Annotated in this window: 16 protein-coding genes; 9 read left to right on the top strand and 7 right to left on the bottom strand. The window is 47.5% G+C overall.

Annotation, left to right across the window (positions count from 1 at the left end):
• Nucleotides 1–59: 59 nt before the first annotated feature.
• The gene (locus D1Z90_RS11000; protein WP_119910811.1) at nt 60–1040 is read right to left on the bottom strand and encodes a DUF1254 domain-containing protein; all 981 of its coding nucleotides are present in this window, start codon (nt 1038–1040) and stop codon (nt 60–62) included.
• Nucleotides 1041–1252: 212 nt separating this feature from the next.
• Between D1Z90_RS11000 and D1Z90_RS21295 the strand changes: the two genes are divergently transcribed.
• A complete protein-coding gene (locus D1Z90_RS21295) occupies nt 1253–1405 on the top strand; it encodes a hypothetical protein (RefSeq protein ID WP_158587106.1) in 153 nt (50 codons plus the stop codon).
• An 88-nt stretch (nt 1406–1493) separates the two neighbouring features.
• Here D1Z90_RS21295 and D1Z90_RS10995 read toward each other — a convergent pair whose 3' ends face one another.
• Both D1Z90_RS10995 and D1Z90_RS10990 read right to left on the bottom strand, forming a co-directional pair.
• A complete protein-coding gene (locus D1Z90_RS10995) occupies nt 1494–2975 on the bottom strand; it encodes a carboxypeptidase M32 (protein ID WP_119910810.1) in 1482 nt (493 codons plus the stop codon).
• 107 nt (nt 2976–3082) lie between these two features.
• Nucleotides 3083–3463 (bottom strand): winged helix-turn-helix transcriptional regulator, encoded by a 381-nt coding sequence (locus D1Z90_RS10990; protein WP_119910809.1) that lies wholly within the window; start codon nt 3461–3463, stop codon nt 3083–3085.
• A gap of 132 nt (nt 3464–3595) precedes the next feature.
• Here D1Z90_RS10990 and D1Z90_RS10985 point away from each other — a divergent pair, with 132 nt between their 5' ends.
• The 5 genes from D1Z90_RS10985 (at nt 3596) to D1Z90_RS10965 (ending at nt 7574) form a co-directional block, all read left to right on the top strand.
• On the top strand, nt 3596–4261 hold the full coding sequence (locus D1Z90_RS10985) for a glutathione S-transferase family protein (protein WP_119910808.1): 666 nt from the start codon (nt 3596–3598) through the stop codon (nt 4259–4261).
• A gap of 14 nt (nt 4262–4275) precedes the next feature.
• Nucleotides 4276–5352, top strand: a complete 1077-nt coding sequence (locus tag D1Z90_RS10980; RefSeq protein ID WP_119910807.1) for an alkene reductase — start codon at nt 4276–4278, stop codon at nt 5350–5352.
• 145 nt (nt 5353–5497) lie between these two features.
• The gene (locus D1Z90_RS10975; RefSeq protein ID WP_119910806.1) at nt 5498–6139 is read left to right on the top strand and encodes a hypothetical protein; all 642 of its coding nucleotides are present in this window, start codon (nt 5498–5500) and stop codon (nt 6137–6139) included.
• 153 nt (nt 6140–6292) lie between these two features.
• On the top strand, nt 6293–6607 hold the full coding sequence (locus D1Z90_RS10970) for a thioredoxin family protein (protein WP_158587105.1): 315 nt from the start codon (nt 6293–6295) through the stop codon (nt 6605–6607).
• 100 nt (nt 6608–6707) lie between these two features.
• The gene (locus D1Z90_RS10965; protein ID WP_119910804.1) at nt 6708–7574 is read left to right on the top strand and encodes an aspartoacylase; all 867 of its coding nucleotides are present in this window, start codon (nt 6708–6710) and stop codon (nt 7572–7574) included.
• Between the two features lie 239 nt (nt 7575–7813).
• Here D1Z90_RS10965 and D1Z90_RS10955 read toward each other — a convergent pair whose 3' ends face one another.
• The 3 genes from D1Z90_RS10955 to D1Z90_RS10945 form a co-directional block, all read right to left on the bottom strand.
• Nucleotides 7814–9148: a dihydroorotase gene (locus tag D1Z90_RS10955; protein WP_119910802.1), complete on the bottom strand. Its 1335-nt coding sequence runs from the start codon at nt 9146–9148 to the stop codon at nt 7814–7816.
• Nucleotides 9145–9570, bottom strand: a complete 426-nt coding sequence (gene hisI, locus D1Z90_RS10950) for a phosphoribosyl-AMP cyclohydrolase (protein ID WP_119910801.1) — start codon at nt 9568–9570, stop codon at nt 9145–9147. The genes D1Z90_RS10955 and hisI overlap by 4 nt, the downstream gene beginning before the upstream one ends.
• 353 nt (nt 9571–9923) lie before the next feature.
• Entirely contained in the window at nt 9924–12674 is a 2751-nt protein-coding gene (locus D1Z90_RS10945; protein WP_119910800.1) for a DUF2339 domain-containing protein, read from the bottom strand.
• Nucleotides 12675–12759: 85 nt separating this feature from the next.
• Between D1Z90_RS10945 and D1Z90_RS22070 the strand changes: the two genes are divergently transcribed.
• The gene (locus D1Z90_RS22070) at nt 12760–13098 is read left to right on the top strand and encodes a DUF2867 domain-containing protein (protein ID WP_198419138.1); all 339 of its coding nucleotides are present in this window, start codon (nt 12760–12762) and stop codon (nt 13096–13098) included.
• Nucleotides 13099–13149: 51 nt separating this feature from the next.
• On the opposite strand, the gene D1Z90_RS10935 is transcribed toward D1Z90_RS22070, so the two are convergent.
• Nucleotides 13150–15135 carry a RecQ family ATP-dependent DNA helicase gene (locus D1Z90_RS10935; protein WP_232525241.1) on the bottom strand — a complete coding sequence of 662 codons (1986 nt, stop codon included), beginning with the start codon at nt 15133–15135 and terminating at the stop codon, nt 13150–13152.
• A 233-nt stretch (nt 15136–15368) separates the two neighbouring features.
• On the opposite strand from D1Z90_RS10935, the gene D1Z90_RS10930 reads away from it, so the two are divergent.
• Nucleotides 15369–15920: a PadR family transcriptional regulator gene (locus tag D1Z90_RS10930; protein ID WP_119910798.1), complete on the top strand. Its 552-nt coding sequence runs from the start codon at nt 15369–15371 to the stop codon at nt 15918–15920.
• Nucleotides 15921–16083: 163 nt separating this feature from the next.
• Nucleotides 16084–16854, top strand: coding sequence for a ferredoxin--NADP reductase (locus D1Z90_RS10925; protein WP_119910797.1), 771 nt, complete (start codon nt 16084–16086; stop codon nt 16852–16854).
• The last annotated feature ends 164 nt before the right edge of the window (nt 16855–17018 follow it).

Raw genomic sequence — 17018 nt, 5'->3', positions numbered from 1 at the left:
ACGGCAGGAAAACTAAAAAAGCCTGCATTTCGCAGGCTTTGTTGTTAGGTATTTAGATGTTACTTCACCTTTTTAATCATGGTCATCGCGTTATAACCTGGCTTGTCATTGCTGACAGCTTCACTCGGGCCATAGTGGCGCATTAGCACGTTAAATTTACCTGTGGTATTGCCTTCTGCTACCGGAATGTTGTTGTCTTGGCCGTCACAACCAAACCGTAAAGTGTAACTGCCATCAGCATTTGGCGCAGGGTTCATCTCACTAGAAATGTTGGCTTTGTCGTTAAACATGCGACCATCACCGTTATACACAGTAGCCGACCAAAAATACTTCGCATCAGGGTTAACAAACGTGGTTTCATAACAACCATCCGCACTGAAGTATTGGCTCGTTTGGTAGATGTTATCTTCAACCATAGCACCACCCCAACCGCCTGCTGCACCCACGTAATTCATGTAAGGAGTTTGACCGCTTTCTTTGTTACCAAACGCTTTTGCTTGGTCGTAACCGTCACTGAAATCCAGGTTACCGGCTTTGTCTACTTCAGCAAACGAGGCTTTATCCCACTCTTGCAACTTAAACGGTTTGCTGCTGTTAGACTCTATCACCAAGTCATCTCGAATATCGCCGTCTAAGGTACGTACAATCACAAAGGCGAAGTCGGTCTTTGCCGTTAGCTTGTGTTTACCTGAACCATAAATCATAGGCTGGGTTTCGTGGTTTTCATCAACTACCTGAATAGTGACGTATTTGTCCGTTTCCGGTACAGTAACGTAAACCTCACCACCCGACATATCAATCACAGAAACCGAGTAAGCGGTGTCACGGTTCATGCGCACTACAAACTGCTCCGCAGGAGTACTGCTGGGTACTGGCATCGCAAAGAATTTGTTAATGCCACCCGTTTTTTGCAATACCGACGCTAGTCGCATGTTGGTGTATGCTTGGGCAAAGTTTTCTTGAGTAACTTGCATTGGCGCAGCCATGACGCTGCTAGAGAAAAGTGCGATTGCCGTTGCTGTTAGTAGGGTCTTTTTCATGGTGATTCCTCGCCGTAAGTTGTTTTGATAGGTGAAGTATATGCAACCTCTCACAGTAGATCTAATGACCTTATTTGATAGGTGATATTTGTATTATGCATATCAAAAGTTAAACTATATGCTCAATTTAACATTACCGTGATCTTTAACGATCTGGCAGCAAAGCCACCTGTTCGATAAAGTAATTCATCGCCGCATTGCGAGGCTTTGCAGTGAGCCAGCTCGGCTATATAGTCTACCGGTTGGGACACGCAGCAGTGGACGCGATATACGTCACTTGGGAAACGTTTGTTTACAGCTTAGAAACAGGCTGGATCACATACTACAACGAAGGCAACGGCTTCAGCTGGCCACAATGCCAGTAATAAACAATTAAGCGCAAAAATAGCTCCCTTAGGAGCCATTTTTTAGTGGTTTAAAAAGCGAGGGAAAAACTGTGCCACTCCACAGTGATTATAAATAACGGCTCTGCAAGTGTTGCTTAAAGAACTTGGCATTCAGGGTTTCGCCTGTGGCTTGTTGCACCAATTCATCAGTGGTAAGCAAACTGCCTTTGCTCCAAATATGCTCTGCTAGCCAGTTGAATATCGGCGTAAGATCGCCACTTGCAACCGCGTCGTTAACGTCAACGCTTTGCTGCATGGCCGCCATAAATTGCGCCGCATACATGGCGCCTAGAGTGTAGGATGGAAAATAGCCAAACGCGCCGTCGGTCCAGTGAATGTCTTGCATGCAGCCGTTGCGATAATTGTCTTTGGTAGACAAGCCTAAATAAGTCTGCATTTTTTGATCCCACAATTCAGGCACATCCGTGTGTTTGATATTACCGTTGATCAAGTCACGCTCAATTTCATACCGCAAAATAACGTGAGCGGGGTATGTCAGTTCATCGGCGTCCACTCGAATAAAGTCTTTTTGCACCCGGGTATACAAACGCTGCAAGTTTTGTTGACTCAAAAGCTCGCTATTGGCACCGCTAAAGTGGTTTTTGGCCAAGCCAGAAAGGTGGCTAATAAAGCCTTCACTGCGGCCTACCTGCATTTCAAAAAACAGCGACTGTGATTCGTGAATGCCCATTGAGCGGGCTTGTCCTGAGGGCATACCCGCTAAAGCTTTAGGTAAGCCTTGTTCATAACGTGCATGGCCAGTTTCATGCACTATGCCCATCAACGATTGCACAAATTCGGCTTCATCATAACGGGTGGTAATGCGCACGTCAGAGGCAACGCCACCACAGAAGGGATGCATGCTTTCATCAAGCCGGCCGTGGTTAAAATCAAATTGCAGTAGCTTCATCACGTCTAAGCCCAAGGCTTTTTGTTGCGCCACTGCAAACGTGCCGCTGGGCATAATGCAGCTTTCGCCCGACTGCTTATGTAACACTTGATTGATCAAATCAGGCAGCCAGGTTTTTACATCACTGAATAGCACGTCAAGTGAAGCGCTATTGGTGCCAGGTTCATATAAATTCAACATAGCGTCATACGGTGTGGTGCCGGTGGCTTGGGCACGAATTTGCGCTTCTTGCTGGGACAGATTAACTACCTCCGCCCAGTTTTGCTCAAAACCTTGCCAGTCATTTTCTGCTCTTTGAGTACGCCAAGCGTGTTCGCATTTAGAGCCAGCCAAAGACTTAGCTTGCACCAAATCATCCGGAATCACAGTAGCTTGTTGCCAGCTTTGCTGCATTTCTCGCAATTGGGCTTGTTGGGATGAGGTCAAAGGCTCTTGCTCGGCAGCAGCAAACTGCTCGCCTAACTGCGGCGCAGTGGCTAACTTGTGAATGTGTAGCGCCAGCTCAGCCATGGCCTCCGCGCGCGCGGCATTGCCGCCGCTTGGCATCATTGCGGCTTGATCCCAGCCACAAATGGCACCTAAATGTTGAAAATGAGAAAGCTGTTTATAGTGCTGACATAACCCTTGAAATGCGCTCATTTAATTACCTTGTGTAATGCGTCCTGACTATCATCATCACACCATAAGATAAAATGCGCGCTGCGCCAAACTTCACGACGATTTAAGCCAGCTAAAACTGTTTTAGCTTAGGATTGATGCGCTTGGCGGTACGCTTGGCCCCACTGACACAAGGCATCTAACACTGGCCCTAGTTGCTCAGCCAAAGGCGTGGCGGTGTACTCTACTCGCGGTGGCACTTCAGCGTAAACTTTGCGCGCCACCAGTTTGTCTGCCTCTAAGCTACGTAACTGAGTCGTCAGGGTTTTCTGGCTAATGTGAGGAATCAGCTTTTTCAGCTCGCCAAAACGCAGCGTATTGTCTCGCAGGTTATACAAAATGATCACTTTCCATTTGCCGCCAATCACATCAATGGCAGTCACTACAGGACACTCATCCACGTCCAAGCCAGACTGATTGAGATTTCCTTCACATTTTTTTTCGGTCGTTAAAGCCAGTGATTCAGCCATTAGGCACCTCGAAGAAACTAAATGAGTAATTTGTGCGTACTTGTTTAGTCTATATCACGCTCCTATAGTTACCTAACGATACTTAGTCACTAAATGTGTCTAATTTATTACATTGTCTAACAAGGAACCAAGATGTCTTTACAACCCATTGAGTTAATTAGCTTTAATTTATGCCCTTTTGTACAGCGTTCGGTGATCACCTTGCTCAAAAAAGGCATCGATTTCAAGATAACTTACATCGACTTAAGCAATAAACCTGATTGGTTTTTAGCGATTTCTCCCTTAGGCAAGGTGCCCGTTTTGAAGTATGGCAACGCGGTGTTATTTGAGTCTGCGGTGATAAATGAGTTTCTTGATGAAATTACGCCCCCTAGTCTATTGCCAACAGAGCCATTAACGAAAGCCCAAGACAGGGCTTGGATTGAGTATTCCAGCCAACTATTGATGGCGCAATATATGGCCACGTTAGCTACCAGCGAGGCAGAGTTTAGCGAGAAACAAGCGGTGCTCAACGACCGTTTGAGCAAAATTGAAGCCGCAATGAGTGATAAACGTTACTTTAATAGTGACAATTTCGCCTTAATTGACAGCGCCCTCGCCCCCGCATTTACTCGCTTTGATGTGATAAAGCAGCATTGCCAACGTGATTTATTGGCCAATTTTCCGAAACTAAGCCAACTGGCACGGCACTATCTGGCGCTCAGTTATGTGCAAACCTCGGTCATCAAAGAGTTTGGCGAGGTGTATTTACAATACCTCAGCGACAAAGGCAGTTATTTATCCACGCAAGCCCAATAAAGAGGAATACCCCCATGCGTTATCAACATTTATTTACCCCGTTACAACTGGGCAACCTGTCTTTACCACACCGCATTGTCATGGCCCCACTGACCCGCTCGCGGGCTGCCCAACCAGGCGACGTGCCGCAACCAATGAACGCTGAGTATTATCAACAACGCGCATCCGCAGCGTTGATCATCAGCGAAGCCACCCAAATCTCGCCTCAAGGTAAAGGTTATGCGTTCACCCCTGGCATATACAGTGAAGAGCAAATTCAAGGCTGGCAACAAGTAACTCAAGCCGTGCATCAGCAAGGTGGCAAAATCTTTGCCCAGCTGTGGCACGTTGGTCGTATTTCACATCCTGCGTTGCAACCCAATGGCGAGCTGCCTGTTGCGCCTTCAGCTATCAAACCTGAAGGACAAGCCTTTACCGAGCAAGGCTTTGTGGACTTTGAAACGCCGCGCGCACTCGACATTAACGACATTCCAGCCATTGTTGAGCAATATCGACAAGGCGCATTGAACGCCAAGGCTGCGGGCTTTGATGGCATTGAAATTCATGCTGCCAACGGGTATTTACTCGATCAGTTTCTAAAAGACGGCACCAACCTACGCCAAGACGCGTACGGTGGCAGCATCTCCAATCGCATTCGCTTAACCATGGAAGTGGTTGCCGCTGTCACTCAGGTATGGAACGCTCAACAAGTGGGCATTCGCATCTCGCCAACAGGCACCTTTAATTCCATGAGTGAGAGCAACCCTCAAGCCTTGTTTGATGAGTTAATTAAACAGCTAAATGCTTACCAATTAGGTTACTTACACGTGGTAGAGGCCTTCGCCGGAGAACGCGACCATAGTTTTGATTTTGGCTCTCTAAAACAAGCATTTAATGGTGCCTACATGGCCAATGGCGGCTACTCTCCTGAATCTGCAGAAGCCAGTTTAAAGCAAGGCCAAAGCGAGCTGGTGTCGTTTGGCATGCCTTATATTGCTAACCCTGATTTGGCCGAGCGCTTTAAGCAAAACGCCCCGCTCAATCAACCAGACATGGACACTTTATACGGCGGAGACGCCAAAGGTTATACAGATTACGCCTCGCTAGCCTAAAGCGTAAACGGCGATGAACAGTGGCTCAAGTTGCCTGTTCATCGCTCGCAAATGGGCAACTTTGCGCATAACTTTGATCATCTCCTAACGTCACACACAAAGACATGCGCTACCATAGGGTTAAGTTGCGAATTAAGGCGTGAAAATGGATAAAAAAACCCAAGCCGAACTCGGCTCTTTATTGATCGATACGGACAAATTACTGGAGTTATTGGCGCAGAATCCATCCAGTTTAAATGACTACCCTCACCTGCAATCTTTCATCAGCGACAAAAACAAGAAATCGGTGGAATACCGCCGTGCGCTGCGTGAAAAGCAATTTAGCAAAGACGATTATCGTGACGCGGTATTCGACCGCCTTGATTGGATTGGCTACGACATTTGCACCAAGCTAGACACCGACTTTTTAATCCATCGCGTGGCGGCCAAAGTGGGCGCTGATATTGAAGCCATAAAGACCTTGTCGGTGAAAGAAATCGGCGTAGAAAACATCAGCAAATTACTGCATTTAATGGGTAACGCGGCATACTCATTGGTCGACGACACCCCTTCTTATCCGTGGGAAGCCGTACGCGGCCAAGCCAACGACGCTTTTTGGAAGCGCTGTCACCTTGCTTATGACGCCTATCAAGAAGGTTTTAATTCCCATTGGAAATTAAACGAATGGTGCCAAGTTCACCTTAATGTGGCCTGCCCACAAAGCTTTCCGAAATTTATAAAAACCTGGGGCGACCCCCGCAATATTCCAAGCTGGGTCAGCTACTCAGGTTGGAGTGAAACCCGCTAATCGCTTTTCCATTGTAACCAAGGTGACGGCCGAACATCACGATTTCTAAGCATTTCTAATCGCATCACTGAGGCGGCGAAATCCATGACCAAGTTACACTGCTTGGCCATTACAGCCTGCGCCTTGTAGTGCTGACGCCACCTTGGAGATATGATGAAAAAGCTGATATTACTGTTCCTACTATCCTTTCAAGCACACGCCGAGTTAAACGCCGACATGTCAGTGTTTTTTTCTTATCGCTGCAAACCCTGCGAAATAATGAAGCAACACCTAGACACCTTTGCCGCTAAACATCAGGTGGATATTCATTATATCGAAGTAGAACAACACCCTGAGTTGTGTCAGCAATACCGTGTGACTGCCACGCCAACCTTGTTCGTCGGTGAACAAAAAGTTGAAATGAAAGGTTTGCAGTCGTTTCAGCAACTCGACCAAGAGTTATTGGCGATGCTGGCTCATTTAGATTGAATGCGCCATAGCAACAGCCTTTCCACTCAATGGCCACTTGTTATAAAGTAACGTTACATTTACGCGCGCTGGCGTCGGCGAATTTTATAAGGGTCAAACAATGGATAACTTCAAACAGGTATTGTTAGTAGCGGGCACGCATGGCAATGAGCTTTCTGGCATTTATGTCAACAAACTGATTGAGCAAGGCTTATACCAGGCGCAGCGAGCAAGCTTTACTACCCAGAGCATTATCGCCAACCCAGCGGCGGTAAAACGTAACGTGCGTTTTGTTGACCAAGACCTAAACCGTCAGTTTTTAACGCCAGAAGCGGCAGACGCCAGCTTAAATGAAGTGAAGATTGCCCAGCAGCTCACCGCGCAATACGACCAAGTGCCACAGCAGTTAGTCGTGGATATGCACAATACCACGAGCCACATGGGCGCCACGTTGATCTTACTTGAGAGCAGCCCCTTCTACCAACAAATGGGCGCGTTTGTAAAACAACAAATGCCGGAAGCTTACATTCTGTTTGAAGACCAACAGCCCCTTACCTCGCATCCTTATCTGTGCACCCTAGGCGGCGCGGGCATCATGTTAGAAATTGGCGCGCAATCTCATGGCGTGTTGCAACACGACTGTTTGCAATTAATGAAAAAAATGCTAACGGCGGTGTTGGACTTTATTGACTTGCACAACCAAAACCAATTGCCACAGCTGCCCGCATATGAAGCCTTTAGATTGCTACAAGAAGTGGCCTTTCCCCTTGATGAAAAAGGTCACCGGGCCGCCATGGTACACCCCGCGATTTGCGGTAAAGACTACCACGCCTTAAACCCAGGCGATCCCATGTTCATAGGCCTTGATGGCAGCGAATTCCCTTACCAAGGTGACCAAACTGTGTACCCGCACTTTATTAACGAAAGCGCCTACAGCGCAGCAGATTTAGCATTAGCATTGGCCGACAAGATCACCGTGCAGCCGTGATCTAGGCAGCCCCATCACCGCGGCTTGCCGATTAACTCGGTTTGCCAGCGGTTGATAGTAATGTGCCAGCGTTATGAGTTAAAACGCTTGCGTTAAAAGTTAAAACGCTTGCGTTAAAAGTTAAAACGCTTGCGTTAAAAGTTAAAACGCTTGCGTTAAAAGTTAAAACGCTTGCGTTAAAAGTTAAAACGCTTGCGTTAAAAGTTAAAACGCTTGCGTTAAAAGTTAAAACGCTTGCGTTATGAGTTAAAACGCAGCGCCATGGCATTGTCGGCGTGTGTGATAACCTCTTTGCCGTCAAACACTTGCATCCCATTTACCCAAGTACGCTGTATCTTGGCCGAAAACTCGTGGCCATCAAAAGGTGTCCAGCCGCAGTGATACAAGCAGTTAGCATGAGTCACAGGCGTTGCTGCAGCGGCATCCACCAACACTAAATCGGCAAAGTACCCTTCTCTTACATAACCACGCTGCTCCACACCATAGCGAATGGCTGGGTTATGGGCGGTTTTCTCCACCACTTGGGTTAGGCTCATGCGTTGCTGCTTAACGTGATCAAACAAGGTTAACAAGGCGTGTTGTACCAAAGGCAAACCCGCGGGGGCTTGGGCATAAGGCACTTGCTTTTCAGCTAGGGTATGCGGCGCATGGTCGGTAGCAATGATATCAATCTGATTGCTGTGCAAGGCTTGAATTAAGGCATCGCGATCGCTAAGCGCCTTTATCGCCGGGTTACATTTTATGAGGTTGCCACGTTCAGCATAGTCTTGCTCACTAAACCACAAGTGATGCACACACGCTTCGGCGGTAATGTGCTTTTGTGCAAGGGGGCCGGCACTGAATAAGCTCAACTCTTTGGCCGTGGTAATGTGCAAAACATGCAATTGGCTTTGGTATTTTTTGGCCAAATCCACCGCGTAAGAAGACGAGGCATAACACGCTGCAGCATCGCGGATCACGGGATGGTCTGCAATGGTCAGCTCGTTTTTCTGAGCGAGCACTCGCGCTTGATTCACTGCGATCTGCGGGCTGCTTTCGCAATGCGTCACAATCAATACCGGCGATTCACGAAAGATCGCGTCTAACGCTTGTGGGTGTTCAACCAACAAGTCACCGGTAGACGCCCCCATAAACACCTTAACGCCACAGTGTTGACGCGGATCTAAACGTTTAATCTGCTCAAGGTTATTTTCTGTTGCGCCTAAATAGAAGGCATAATTCGCCGCCGAGTGCTGCCGAGCAATGGCGTATTTATGGGCCAACGCGTCAAGATCTGTGGTAGAAGGATTTACATTCGGCATTTCCATGTAACTGGTTATGCCCCCCGCTACCGCGGCTTTTGACTCGGTCGCAATAGAGCCTTTATGGGTTAAGCCCGGCTCTCTAAAATGCACTTGGTCATCTATCATGCCCGGCAGTAAATAGCTGCCATTGGCGTCAATCACAGTGTCTGTCGCTTGAGCGCTTATTTCAGGGGCTATCTTGTCGATACGTTGACCTAGAATACGCAGGTCTAATTCCGTTATTTTACCCTCATTCACGATACGGGCATGTTTTATCAAGGTGGCAGTCATGATACTTGGTATTCTCCTTTCACTATTACTTGTTGCGCGTCGTGTTCCACATCCAAATAAAAGCAAGATGGTCTGCCGGTATGACAAGCCGGGCCTTGTTGCTGAATTCGACACAGCACCACGTCCCCATCGCAATCAAACGACATATCAATAAGCTGCTGACAATGGCCACTGCTTTCCCCTTTTACCCACAGCTGTTGTCGCGACCGTGACCAATAAGTCATGCGTTGGGTTGCTAAGGTTTGCAGCAATGCGGCTTGGTTCATCCAAGCAAACATCAGTACTTCACCGCTGCTAGCATCTTGACTGATAACAGGAATCAGCCCTTGTTCATTAAAAGCCAAATGGGCAATAACCTCACCTAAATCAATGGCCGAGCCGTGCTTTAACTGTTCTAAGCCAATAAAAAAATCTCGTTGCATGTGGTGCCTTAACAAACAGGCTCAGGCGCCAATTAAGTGCCAACAGCCCGTGGATGTTGCCTTATATAGAGGGTGGAATGCGCTTAGGATAACAAACAAAATGTTATATTATAACATTACATTTATTATCTCGATCGTCTTACCAACTAGAGGCAGTTCAACAGGGTAAAAAACGTCACAGGCGAAGAGGGGGCTTAAGCAGTAAATGTGACGGTTCAGCGATTGTAAAATAGCGAGCTAAAGCCGCCCTTCATGTTCAATATGATGACTAATAACCATGAGCTGCACTGGGCAAGAAGCCTGACATCAGTATGCCTTAGGCGGGTAATAACCCACCTAAGGCGAGACCAGGATTAATGGCTGCGCACTCGGGTAAAAAGCCAGCCTAAGCCAACCAAAGACAAACCAAGGCCAATAAAGGAGATAGCACGATAAAGGCCGTCTAAGTGTGCCATGTCGACTAAAAAGGCTTTTAAGATCACTACCAGTAATATCGCAAAACCGCTTTGGTAAAGGGGGCTTTGCGCTAAGCGTTGCCCTAACACCACCAAGCTGGCTGCAATCAATAACCACACGGCAGAGTAGGTATAAAGCTCTGCTTGGCTGGTGGTTAATTGCACCATAATAAATTGCTGTTGAAACACAGTGCGCACCGTGGCGTTTACAAATAAAAAGCAAAACAGTGCAATTAGCCCATAAATAAACCTAATATCCAACTGCAAGCGGGCAGGGATTAAGCCGTATTTCAACGCCACAGAGAGCATAACCAAAGGTACCAACCACAAAACAGATACCCAGTTGAACAACAGGTAAGGGCCCACATCAATGGCGCTGAACCAAGGGTTGTATTGCCATAAAATCGCGACGTGCAAAATGCCGCTGGCACCCGCTAAAAAACTGCCAGCAATCAAGTAGAGATCCCGTTGGCTGATGCGATAACGCCACCAATAAACCGTGCCAAGCACCAGCCAGTTCATTGATAACGCCGCCATTTCTTTAAAGCTTAAATGTTGCAGGCTAGGGTAGTCACCAATCAAGTAATAACTGGTCTCTAAAGTGACAAATAACGCCAACAAATGCATCAGCGCCCCTTCTAACCAGTTTTTTAGCGCCCGATTGGTTTGCAAACGATAAGCGGCAAAAATAAAAGCCAGCATCAGCGGCAGAACCACCAAGCTCCAATGCACCGACAAGACGTTCTCTTGGCTGTATTCGGGAGTAAATGGCGCCAAAGTAACTCGCAATAAAACCAGACTCAAACCGATTTTGGTAAGCCAACTCGGAAAAGCCAGTTGATAAGACTTTTGGTAATAAGCTAATAACACCAACTGACCACAGAGCGCTAATGTGAGCGTGCTAGCATTTAACCACATGCTCAGCACCAAGGCTAAATGAGTGTTGGCCAATACCCATAAGGCTGCCTTGCCGTATGCCGACAGTCCTTGCTGGCCCAACCAAATGGCCGCCGCTGCCATCACTAGTAAGTGGCCACTCCATAATGGGTATAGCTGGGCTGAAATGGCCAGCGGCGAGATAACGTAAGACAGTCCAAACACACACAAGGACGAAACCGCGCTAAACAAGCAATAGCTCAGTCGCTTTGGATATCGCTTCATCATAAACCAGCCATAGCCAAAACACAGCCAAGCGGCGAACTGGGTAAATCCAAACGCGCCAGCGAACACCGAAAGAGTCGCACCAGAAGCGGGGAGTGGATACATCATGATGACGTAACCGCAAAAGGCCAAAGCAACAAAAGGCCAAGCGTCAAAAGCACTATGGCGCAAGGGCAGCCACGCGCACAGAACAGCCAGCAAAGCACACACCCAAATAAGGCTAGGCGCAAAACCGTGCAGCGCATAAAACGCCACTAAACCCATCACGCTTAAAATAATCGCAAGTTGCTCTTTACGAGGCATTAATAACACCTTGACCGCTAACGCTTGCCCATTGCTCTCACTGAATCGCCAGCCCAATACACCTGCCACAATGTAAAGGTAAAGCCCCACGACCATGGTGGCGAAAATCAACCATATATCGCCTGACTCACCCACCGCGATACTCACTGCCAACCATAAAAAATGGCCCGTAAAACTTTGCCACCACAGCCAGTCTTTTTGTACCTTTTGCGCTACCCACATAGCTGCGCAAGACACTAAATTCACGTACATCAGCAAAGCAAATAGATTATTGCTGTCCGTATTAACTAAAGCTGGCACGGCATACGCGCCAATAATGCCAATCACCGCCAATAAGGGACCGTAGCGTAGCGCCAGCGCTGTGGCCAACAGTGAAATAAAGGCTAAGCCAGCAAAAGCCAGAGCAGAGGAAATAAACTGATAATACGTAAATGTTACCAAGACCAAGGCAAACCCCGTGATAACCCCGCCACTGGCAAGGGCTGCGCAGGTAGTTAATACACCACTTTGACCACCTTGCTTACGGTATAAGTACTCCGCCAACAGCACCAAAGCCGCGGCAAATACCCCGCCAAAAACCAACCGGGTGGCAATAGAAACCAACCCAGCTTCCACTGAATATTTGGCTAAAAACACACCGCCAAGAGCCAAAATGGCACCGCCTATCCACAGCAAACCATTGTTTGCAATAAATGCCTCGAAACGCTCTGTTAAACTTGGCCTTGGCGTATGCGAAGGAGCAGGGTGCGGTGGTTTGTCTTTATTATTAACCGCTCTGCGATCTTTTTTCTCCGACGTATTAGCAGCATCTGACGCCCGCTGATCAGAACTCGAATGGGTTGCGACCTGAACAGGTACAACGGCGTTTGGCGCCTTACATGCTAGACTGTCGCGACCTTCTTTGGGTGGCCGCAGCTCAGACTCTGTTGCAAGCTCCAGCGCTGATTCAACCGGCGAGCCAGAGGCGGGCGCTTCATCAACAGGTTGCAAAGGAGCACTGGCAGCATTCTGTTGGGTAGCATCCGACTTGGCCAATAATTGCTTTAAATCAGTCACCGCTTGGTTTAGTGCGTCAATGCGCCGGTTGGCTTGCTTTAGCTGACTAAAGCTATACCAAGCTAAACCCGCGCCGCCAAATAAAAAAGCCATGACCGCCAAGCCAAAAAAGGTGAGTAAACTGTCCATGCTTTCCCGATTAAGTGCAGTAAAAAATACCCGATCACCTTAACCTGAATAAGTCATAAAATGAACAAAACCCGAGCGTGAATTGGTGAAACTCGAACCTGCATCAGAACACGTAAACACAAAAGCTACGCTAGACAGCATTTGGGCAACTCATTCGAGCGCCTTAAATCAAAACACGGGAAATGGGGCAGGCTGCTTAACCATAGAGTCCGCCAAAGTAGATAACGTTGCTTGCGCCATATATGAACGCAATGTAGATATGCAGTTATCAGTTTTAAAGCTGTCAGAGCAAGTGTTTGCAATCTCAACCTTGATCAATTTAATAACCCGAGCCGGCAAAGCGTATATAACGCTAATAAAACCCTTTCATAAACAAGTGAGCAAATACTGCATTTGTTGCACACCCAAAGCTGGCAGGGTTTAGCAGCTAACACCGCTGCTAAGATCGTACATATCGAATGTCTTTTGCACCAGATTAAAGCTCTTCTAGGGCCGCAATCACCTGCGCCATGGGAAAGTTTTGCAATTGCGCAAAACCGGCCATCTTTTTGCCTTTTATTTTGGTTAGCACGGGCGTGGCAATGCCACACAAAAACTTGCCTTGGGCTGCTGCGCTAGGGGCATAACCTAAGCTTTGCTGAAAACTTTCTCGAAACGGTTGCAGCCAAGTAAGTAACTGCTCACTATTGACATTGTTATTACTAATGTCAATGGGTAGCTGAGCCACTTGGCCTCGGCAAACGCTACAATGGCCGCATTCAGCAGGTGCGGCTTCGTCGGCAAAGTAGCGCGCCAGTCTTGCGCTTAAGCATGTAGACGATTCAAAAAAGCCAATCAACTCAGCGATGCGATCTATTTCGCTTTGCTCTTTTTGCAAGAACAATTGATGCAGCTTGGCAGCCAAATCCGGTTGCTGCTGCGGCCATTGCGTAATGCGGTATACCTCGGTCATTAACTTACTTTCTAATTGGATTAAGCCTTGTTCGTGCAAATAATCCAGCGCCGCTACCGCGCGTTTTCGTTCGCCGCCATAATTTTGATATAAACGGTCTAAGTCTGGTGTACACCAGGTTCGCGCCGCCGGTGAAGCCGCCAATAACGCACGTATAAACTCGCCACGCTCACCGTCAAAGCGCGCCATAATGGCTTCTTTGGGGCTAATGTATTTAAATTTATATTCCGCAAAGTAGCTGTATGCGGGAGCGATGATGCCTTGCATTTCTAAATACACAAGCAGGGTTTTTAAAGGCAGTTGTTTTACGTTTAATTGGCTGGCTAAGCGAGTTAATACTATTTCCCACTGGCCTTGGCCCTGACCTTGATTTAAGGCGTCTATTTCCGCCAATAGCGCGGTAATGGCGGCTAAATCTGGCGTGTCACCATACACAAAGTTTTCTAGCACTGTAAGGTTGGCTTTGTTGGCCAACACGCTGCATTGAGAAGATAATCCGTCGCGGCCTGCACGGCCAATTTCTTGGCTGTAATTTTCAATCGACTTAGGCAAGTCGTAATGGATCACGCGGCGAATATCAGCTTTGTCTATGCCCATGCCAAAGGCTATCGTGGCGGTAATGCAAGTGTATTTACCGGCCATAAAATCCGCTTGAATTTGTTGCCGTATCTCACTATCCATACCGGCATGATAAGCACGGCAAGCCACGCCTTGTTGCGCAAGCTGCTGGGCCACTTGTTCCGCTGTTTGCTGTTGGGTGACATACACTATGGTGGGTAAATCAGGTTGATCCGCGATCATATCTGATAATACATGCATTCGCTCTGGGGCCTCTGTGGCAATCACGTTGAGATCCAAATTAGGGCGATAAAACCCGGTGATCACTACGTTGTCAGGGGCAATGGCAAATTTATGCTGCATGTCTGCTATGACTTTACGCGTCGCGGTGGCCGTGAGCAGCAACACTTGAGGAATGTTTAATTGCTGCTGATACTGACTGAGTTTTAAATAATCAGGACGAAAGTTATGGCCCCACTCAGAAATACAATGCGCTTCGTCTACCACCATCAAAGAAATAGGTACTTGAGCAATAAAGTTGCGAAAGCGTTCGTTCTTCAGTCGTTCAACCGAAATCATTAATATTTTAATGTCGCCATTGCGCACGCCCTGCATGACCTGCTGACCTTGCTCAAAGCTTTGGCTGGAATCAATAGAAGCCGCCGCAATGCCTTTGCTGGCTAAAAAATCGAGTTGGTCTTTAATCAGCGCAAGCAGGGGAGATATCACCAATGTTAAATGCGGTAACTGCAAAGCAGGTAACTGATAACATAATGATTTTCCCGATCCAGTTGGAAAAATAGCGGCGGCAGAATGGCCTTGTAGAACGGCGTTAACTACTTCAGATTGGCCGGGACGAAGCTGATCAAAACCAAACACTTGCTGCAAGATAGAAGTCAAAAGTGGGCACTCGGTAAACAAAGGTTGCGCCATCATACCCAAAAATGGCATAAAAATACGCCCAAGCCAGCGCTTAATCGAAGCGATAGCGCATTTCTTCTGGGCAATCAGAAATAACTGGTTTAGGCTATGGAGGGCGCTAGGGAAACGATAAAAAGTACGGTATAACAGGCTTAAAATCAACCGATTACAGCCTTACTTGCCCGCGTTAAAATGATCCAACGGGCATTACCGACAGTAAATACAGCAGCCATATATATTTAACCCTGTGAGTGAGCACTAGCATGAGCTTAAAACACGTATTACTGATTACTTTGCAACAAGGCCCCATGACAGGTTACGAGTTAGCCAAAGAGTTTGATACTAAGTCTGCTAATTTCTGGCAAGCCAGCCACCAACAAATTTACCGCGAACTAAAAAAAATGGCGGAGGCTGATCTCATTGCCGGCACCGAGTACATTCAACAAGGTAAACCGGATAAGAAAGTCTACCAGGTAACGCCTTCTGGCCAGCAAACCTTACTCAAGTGGCTGCAACAACCCTGCTCAGAAAAGCTCATAAATTCGCCTTTTCTGGCCAAATTTATGGCCGGAGAATGCACAGATATCACTGCAATATTGGCTGATTTAGAGCGCCTAACCTTAGAGCACGAGCAAACACTCGCCCAGTTTAAACAGTATTTACTCAAATTCCCCCAGCCAGCACATTTACCCAAAGCACCTAAGTTGGTGTATCTCACCTTGCAACGAGGTTTAGTTATGGAGCAAGCATGGTTAGATTGGGCTTATCAAACCAAGCCCGAATTAGAAGCCATGTTAGCGCAAGAGCAAGCTTAACCCAGAGCCACAGCCTGAGAAGGCAACTCACTGCGGGCGCAAGGACCGGTTTTTTGACCTTTGCTAGCAAGTCACTCACGCTCACTGCTATTCAAAATCACCTTGCAAACCAGCACCTTCTGCTAAGCTCAAGCTATCAATTAGCTTTCTCAAGGCGACCCAAATGGCGGATATTCCTCACGGCTTTATAAAAGGCAAGGTGCTCAGTAGAACAGACTGGACCGATAAACTGTTTAGCCTTCAAATAGCAGGGCAACTCAAGCCGTATTTAGCCGGTCAATTTGCCAAGCTGGCGCTGCCAGATGAACAAGGTGAATGGTTACGCCGCGCCTATTCCATCGTCAACAGTCCGGGACAATCTCAGCACCACCAGCAAACCGAGTATTTGGTTATTACCGACCCCGCCGGTCAGCTATCTCCACGGCTACAACAATTGGCTGTGGGTGATGAGGTATACCTGAGTGAAACTACAGCAGGGTTTATGACGTTGGAGGAGGTGCCACCAAATGTCGACGACCTTTGGCTGCTGGCTACAGGCTCCGCCATCGGCCCTTTTTTGGCCATGCTAGCCAGTCCATTGGCGGCGCAATATCAGCACTTAATTTTGGTACACGCGGTGCGCACCGCAGAAGAATTGGTTTACCAACAACATATTCAAGAGCTGCTCAAGCGCTATCAGGGAAAGCTCACTTACATTCCAGTGGTTTCTCGCCAGCACCATGAAGGTGCGTTATCGGGCCGGATCCCAGCATTACTGAGCCAACAAGCATTACAGCAAGCGGCCGGGTTAACACTCAATGCAGAGCGCAGTTTTGTCTATTTATGCGGCAACCCTGCCATGGTTAAAGACGGTGCACAAGCACTGACAGACCTCGGCTTGAGCAAACACTTAAGGCGACAGCCCGGTCAATTTAGCAGTGAGAACTATTGGTAACAAACAACGCTGAACGCGATCTTGATCGCCGCTTGCAGCGATCTCAGCGCACAAACAAACACCACTGAGATCAAGCAAATAAGATCCCAGCAAGATCACACTTTGACACTTAGATCCTAATCGATTAAATCTCAGTCATATTTTAACAACTTCATATTTTTCAG

Origin of the sequence: Motilimonas pumila, from assembly GCF_003596335.1 — a bacterium.
GTDB lineage: Bacteria > Pseudomonadota > Gammaproteobacteria > Enterobacterales > CBDFNC01 > Motilimonas > Motilimonas pumila.
The sequence above is the reverse complement of the archived record's forward strand: the minus strand, read 5'-3'. Positions and strand labels throughout refer to the sequence as shown.

Excerpts from the sequence above, each read along its gene's own strand:
- D1Z90_RS11000 (WP_119910811.1), bottom strand. The coding sequence starts at position 1,040 with ATGAAAAAGACCCTACTAACAGCAACGGCAATCGCACTTTTCTCTAGC.
- D1Z90_RS10995 (WP_119910810.1), bottom strand. The coding sequence starts at position 2,975 with ATGAGCGCATTTCAAGGGTTATGTCAGCACTATAAACAGCTTTCTCAT.
- D1Z90_RS10990 (WP_119910809.1), bottom strand. The coding sequence starts at position 3,463 with ATGGCTGAATCACTGGCTTTAACGACCGAAAAAAAATGTGAAGGAAAT.
- D1Z90_RS10985 (WP_119910808.1), top strand. The coding sequence starts at position 3,596 with ATGTCTTTACAACCCATTGAGTTAATTAGCTTTAATTTATGCCCTTTT.
- D1Z90_RS10980 (WP_119910807.1), top strand. The coding sequence starts at position 4,276 with ATGCGTTATCAACATTTATTTACCCCGTTACAACTGGGCAACCTGTCT.
- D1Z90_RS10975 (WP_119910806.1), top strand. The coding sequence starts at position 5,498 with ATGGATAAAAAAACCCAAGCCGAACTCGGCTCTTTATTGATCGATACG.
- D1Z90_RS10970 (WP_158587105.1), top strand. The coding sequence starts at position 6,293 with ATGAAAAAGCTGATATTACTGTTCCTACTATCCTTTCAAGCACACGCC.
- D1Z90_RS10965 (WP_119910804.1), top strand. The coding sequence starts at position 6,708 with ATGGATAACTTCAAACAGGTATTGTTAGTAGCGGGCACGCATGGCAAT.
- D1Z90_RS10955 (WP_119910802.1), bottom strand. The coding sequence starts at position 9,148 with ATGACTGCCACCTTGATAAAACATGCCCGTATCGTGAATGAGGGTAAA.
- hisI (WP_119910801.1), bottom strand. The coding sequence starts at position 9,570 with ATGCAACGAGATTTTTTTATTGGCTTAGAACAGTTAAAGCACGGCTCG.
- D1Z90_RS10945 (WP_119910800.1), bottom strand. The coding sequence starts at position 12,674 with ATGGACAGTTTACTCACCTTTTTTGGCTTGGCGGTCATGGCTTTTTTA.
- D1Z90_RS10935 (WP_232525241.1), bottom strand. The coding sequence starts at position 15,135 with ATGCCATTTTTGGGTATGATGGCGCAACCTTTGTTTACCGAGTGCCCA.
- D1Z90_RS10930 (WP_119910798.1), top strand. The coding sequence starts at position 15,369 with ATGAGCTTAAAACACGTATTACTGATTACTTTGCAACAAGGCCCCATG.
- D1Z90_RS10925 (WP_119910797.1), top strand. The coding sequence starts at position 16,084 with ATGGCGGATATTCCTCACGGCTTTATAAAAGGCAAGGTGCTCAGTAGA.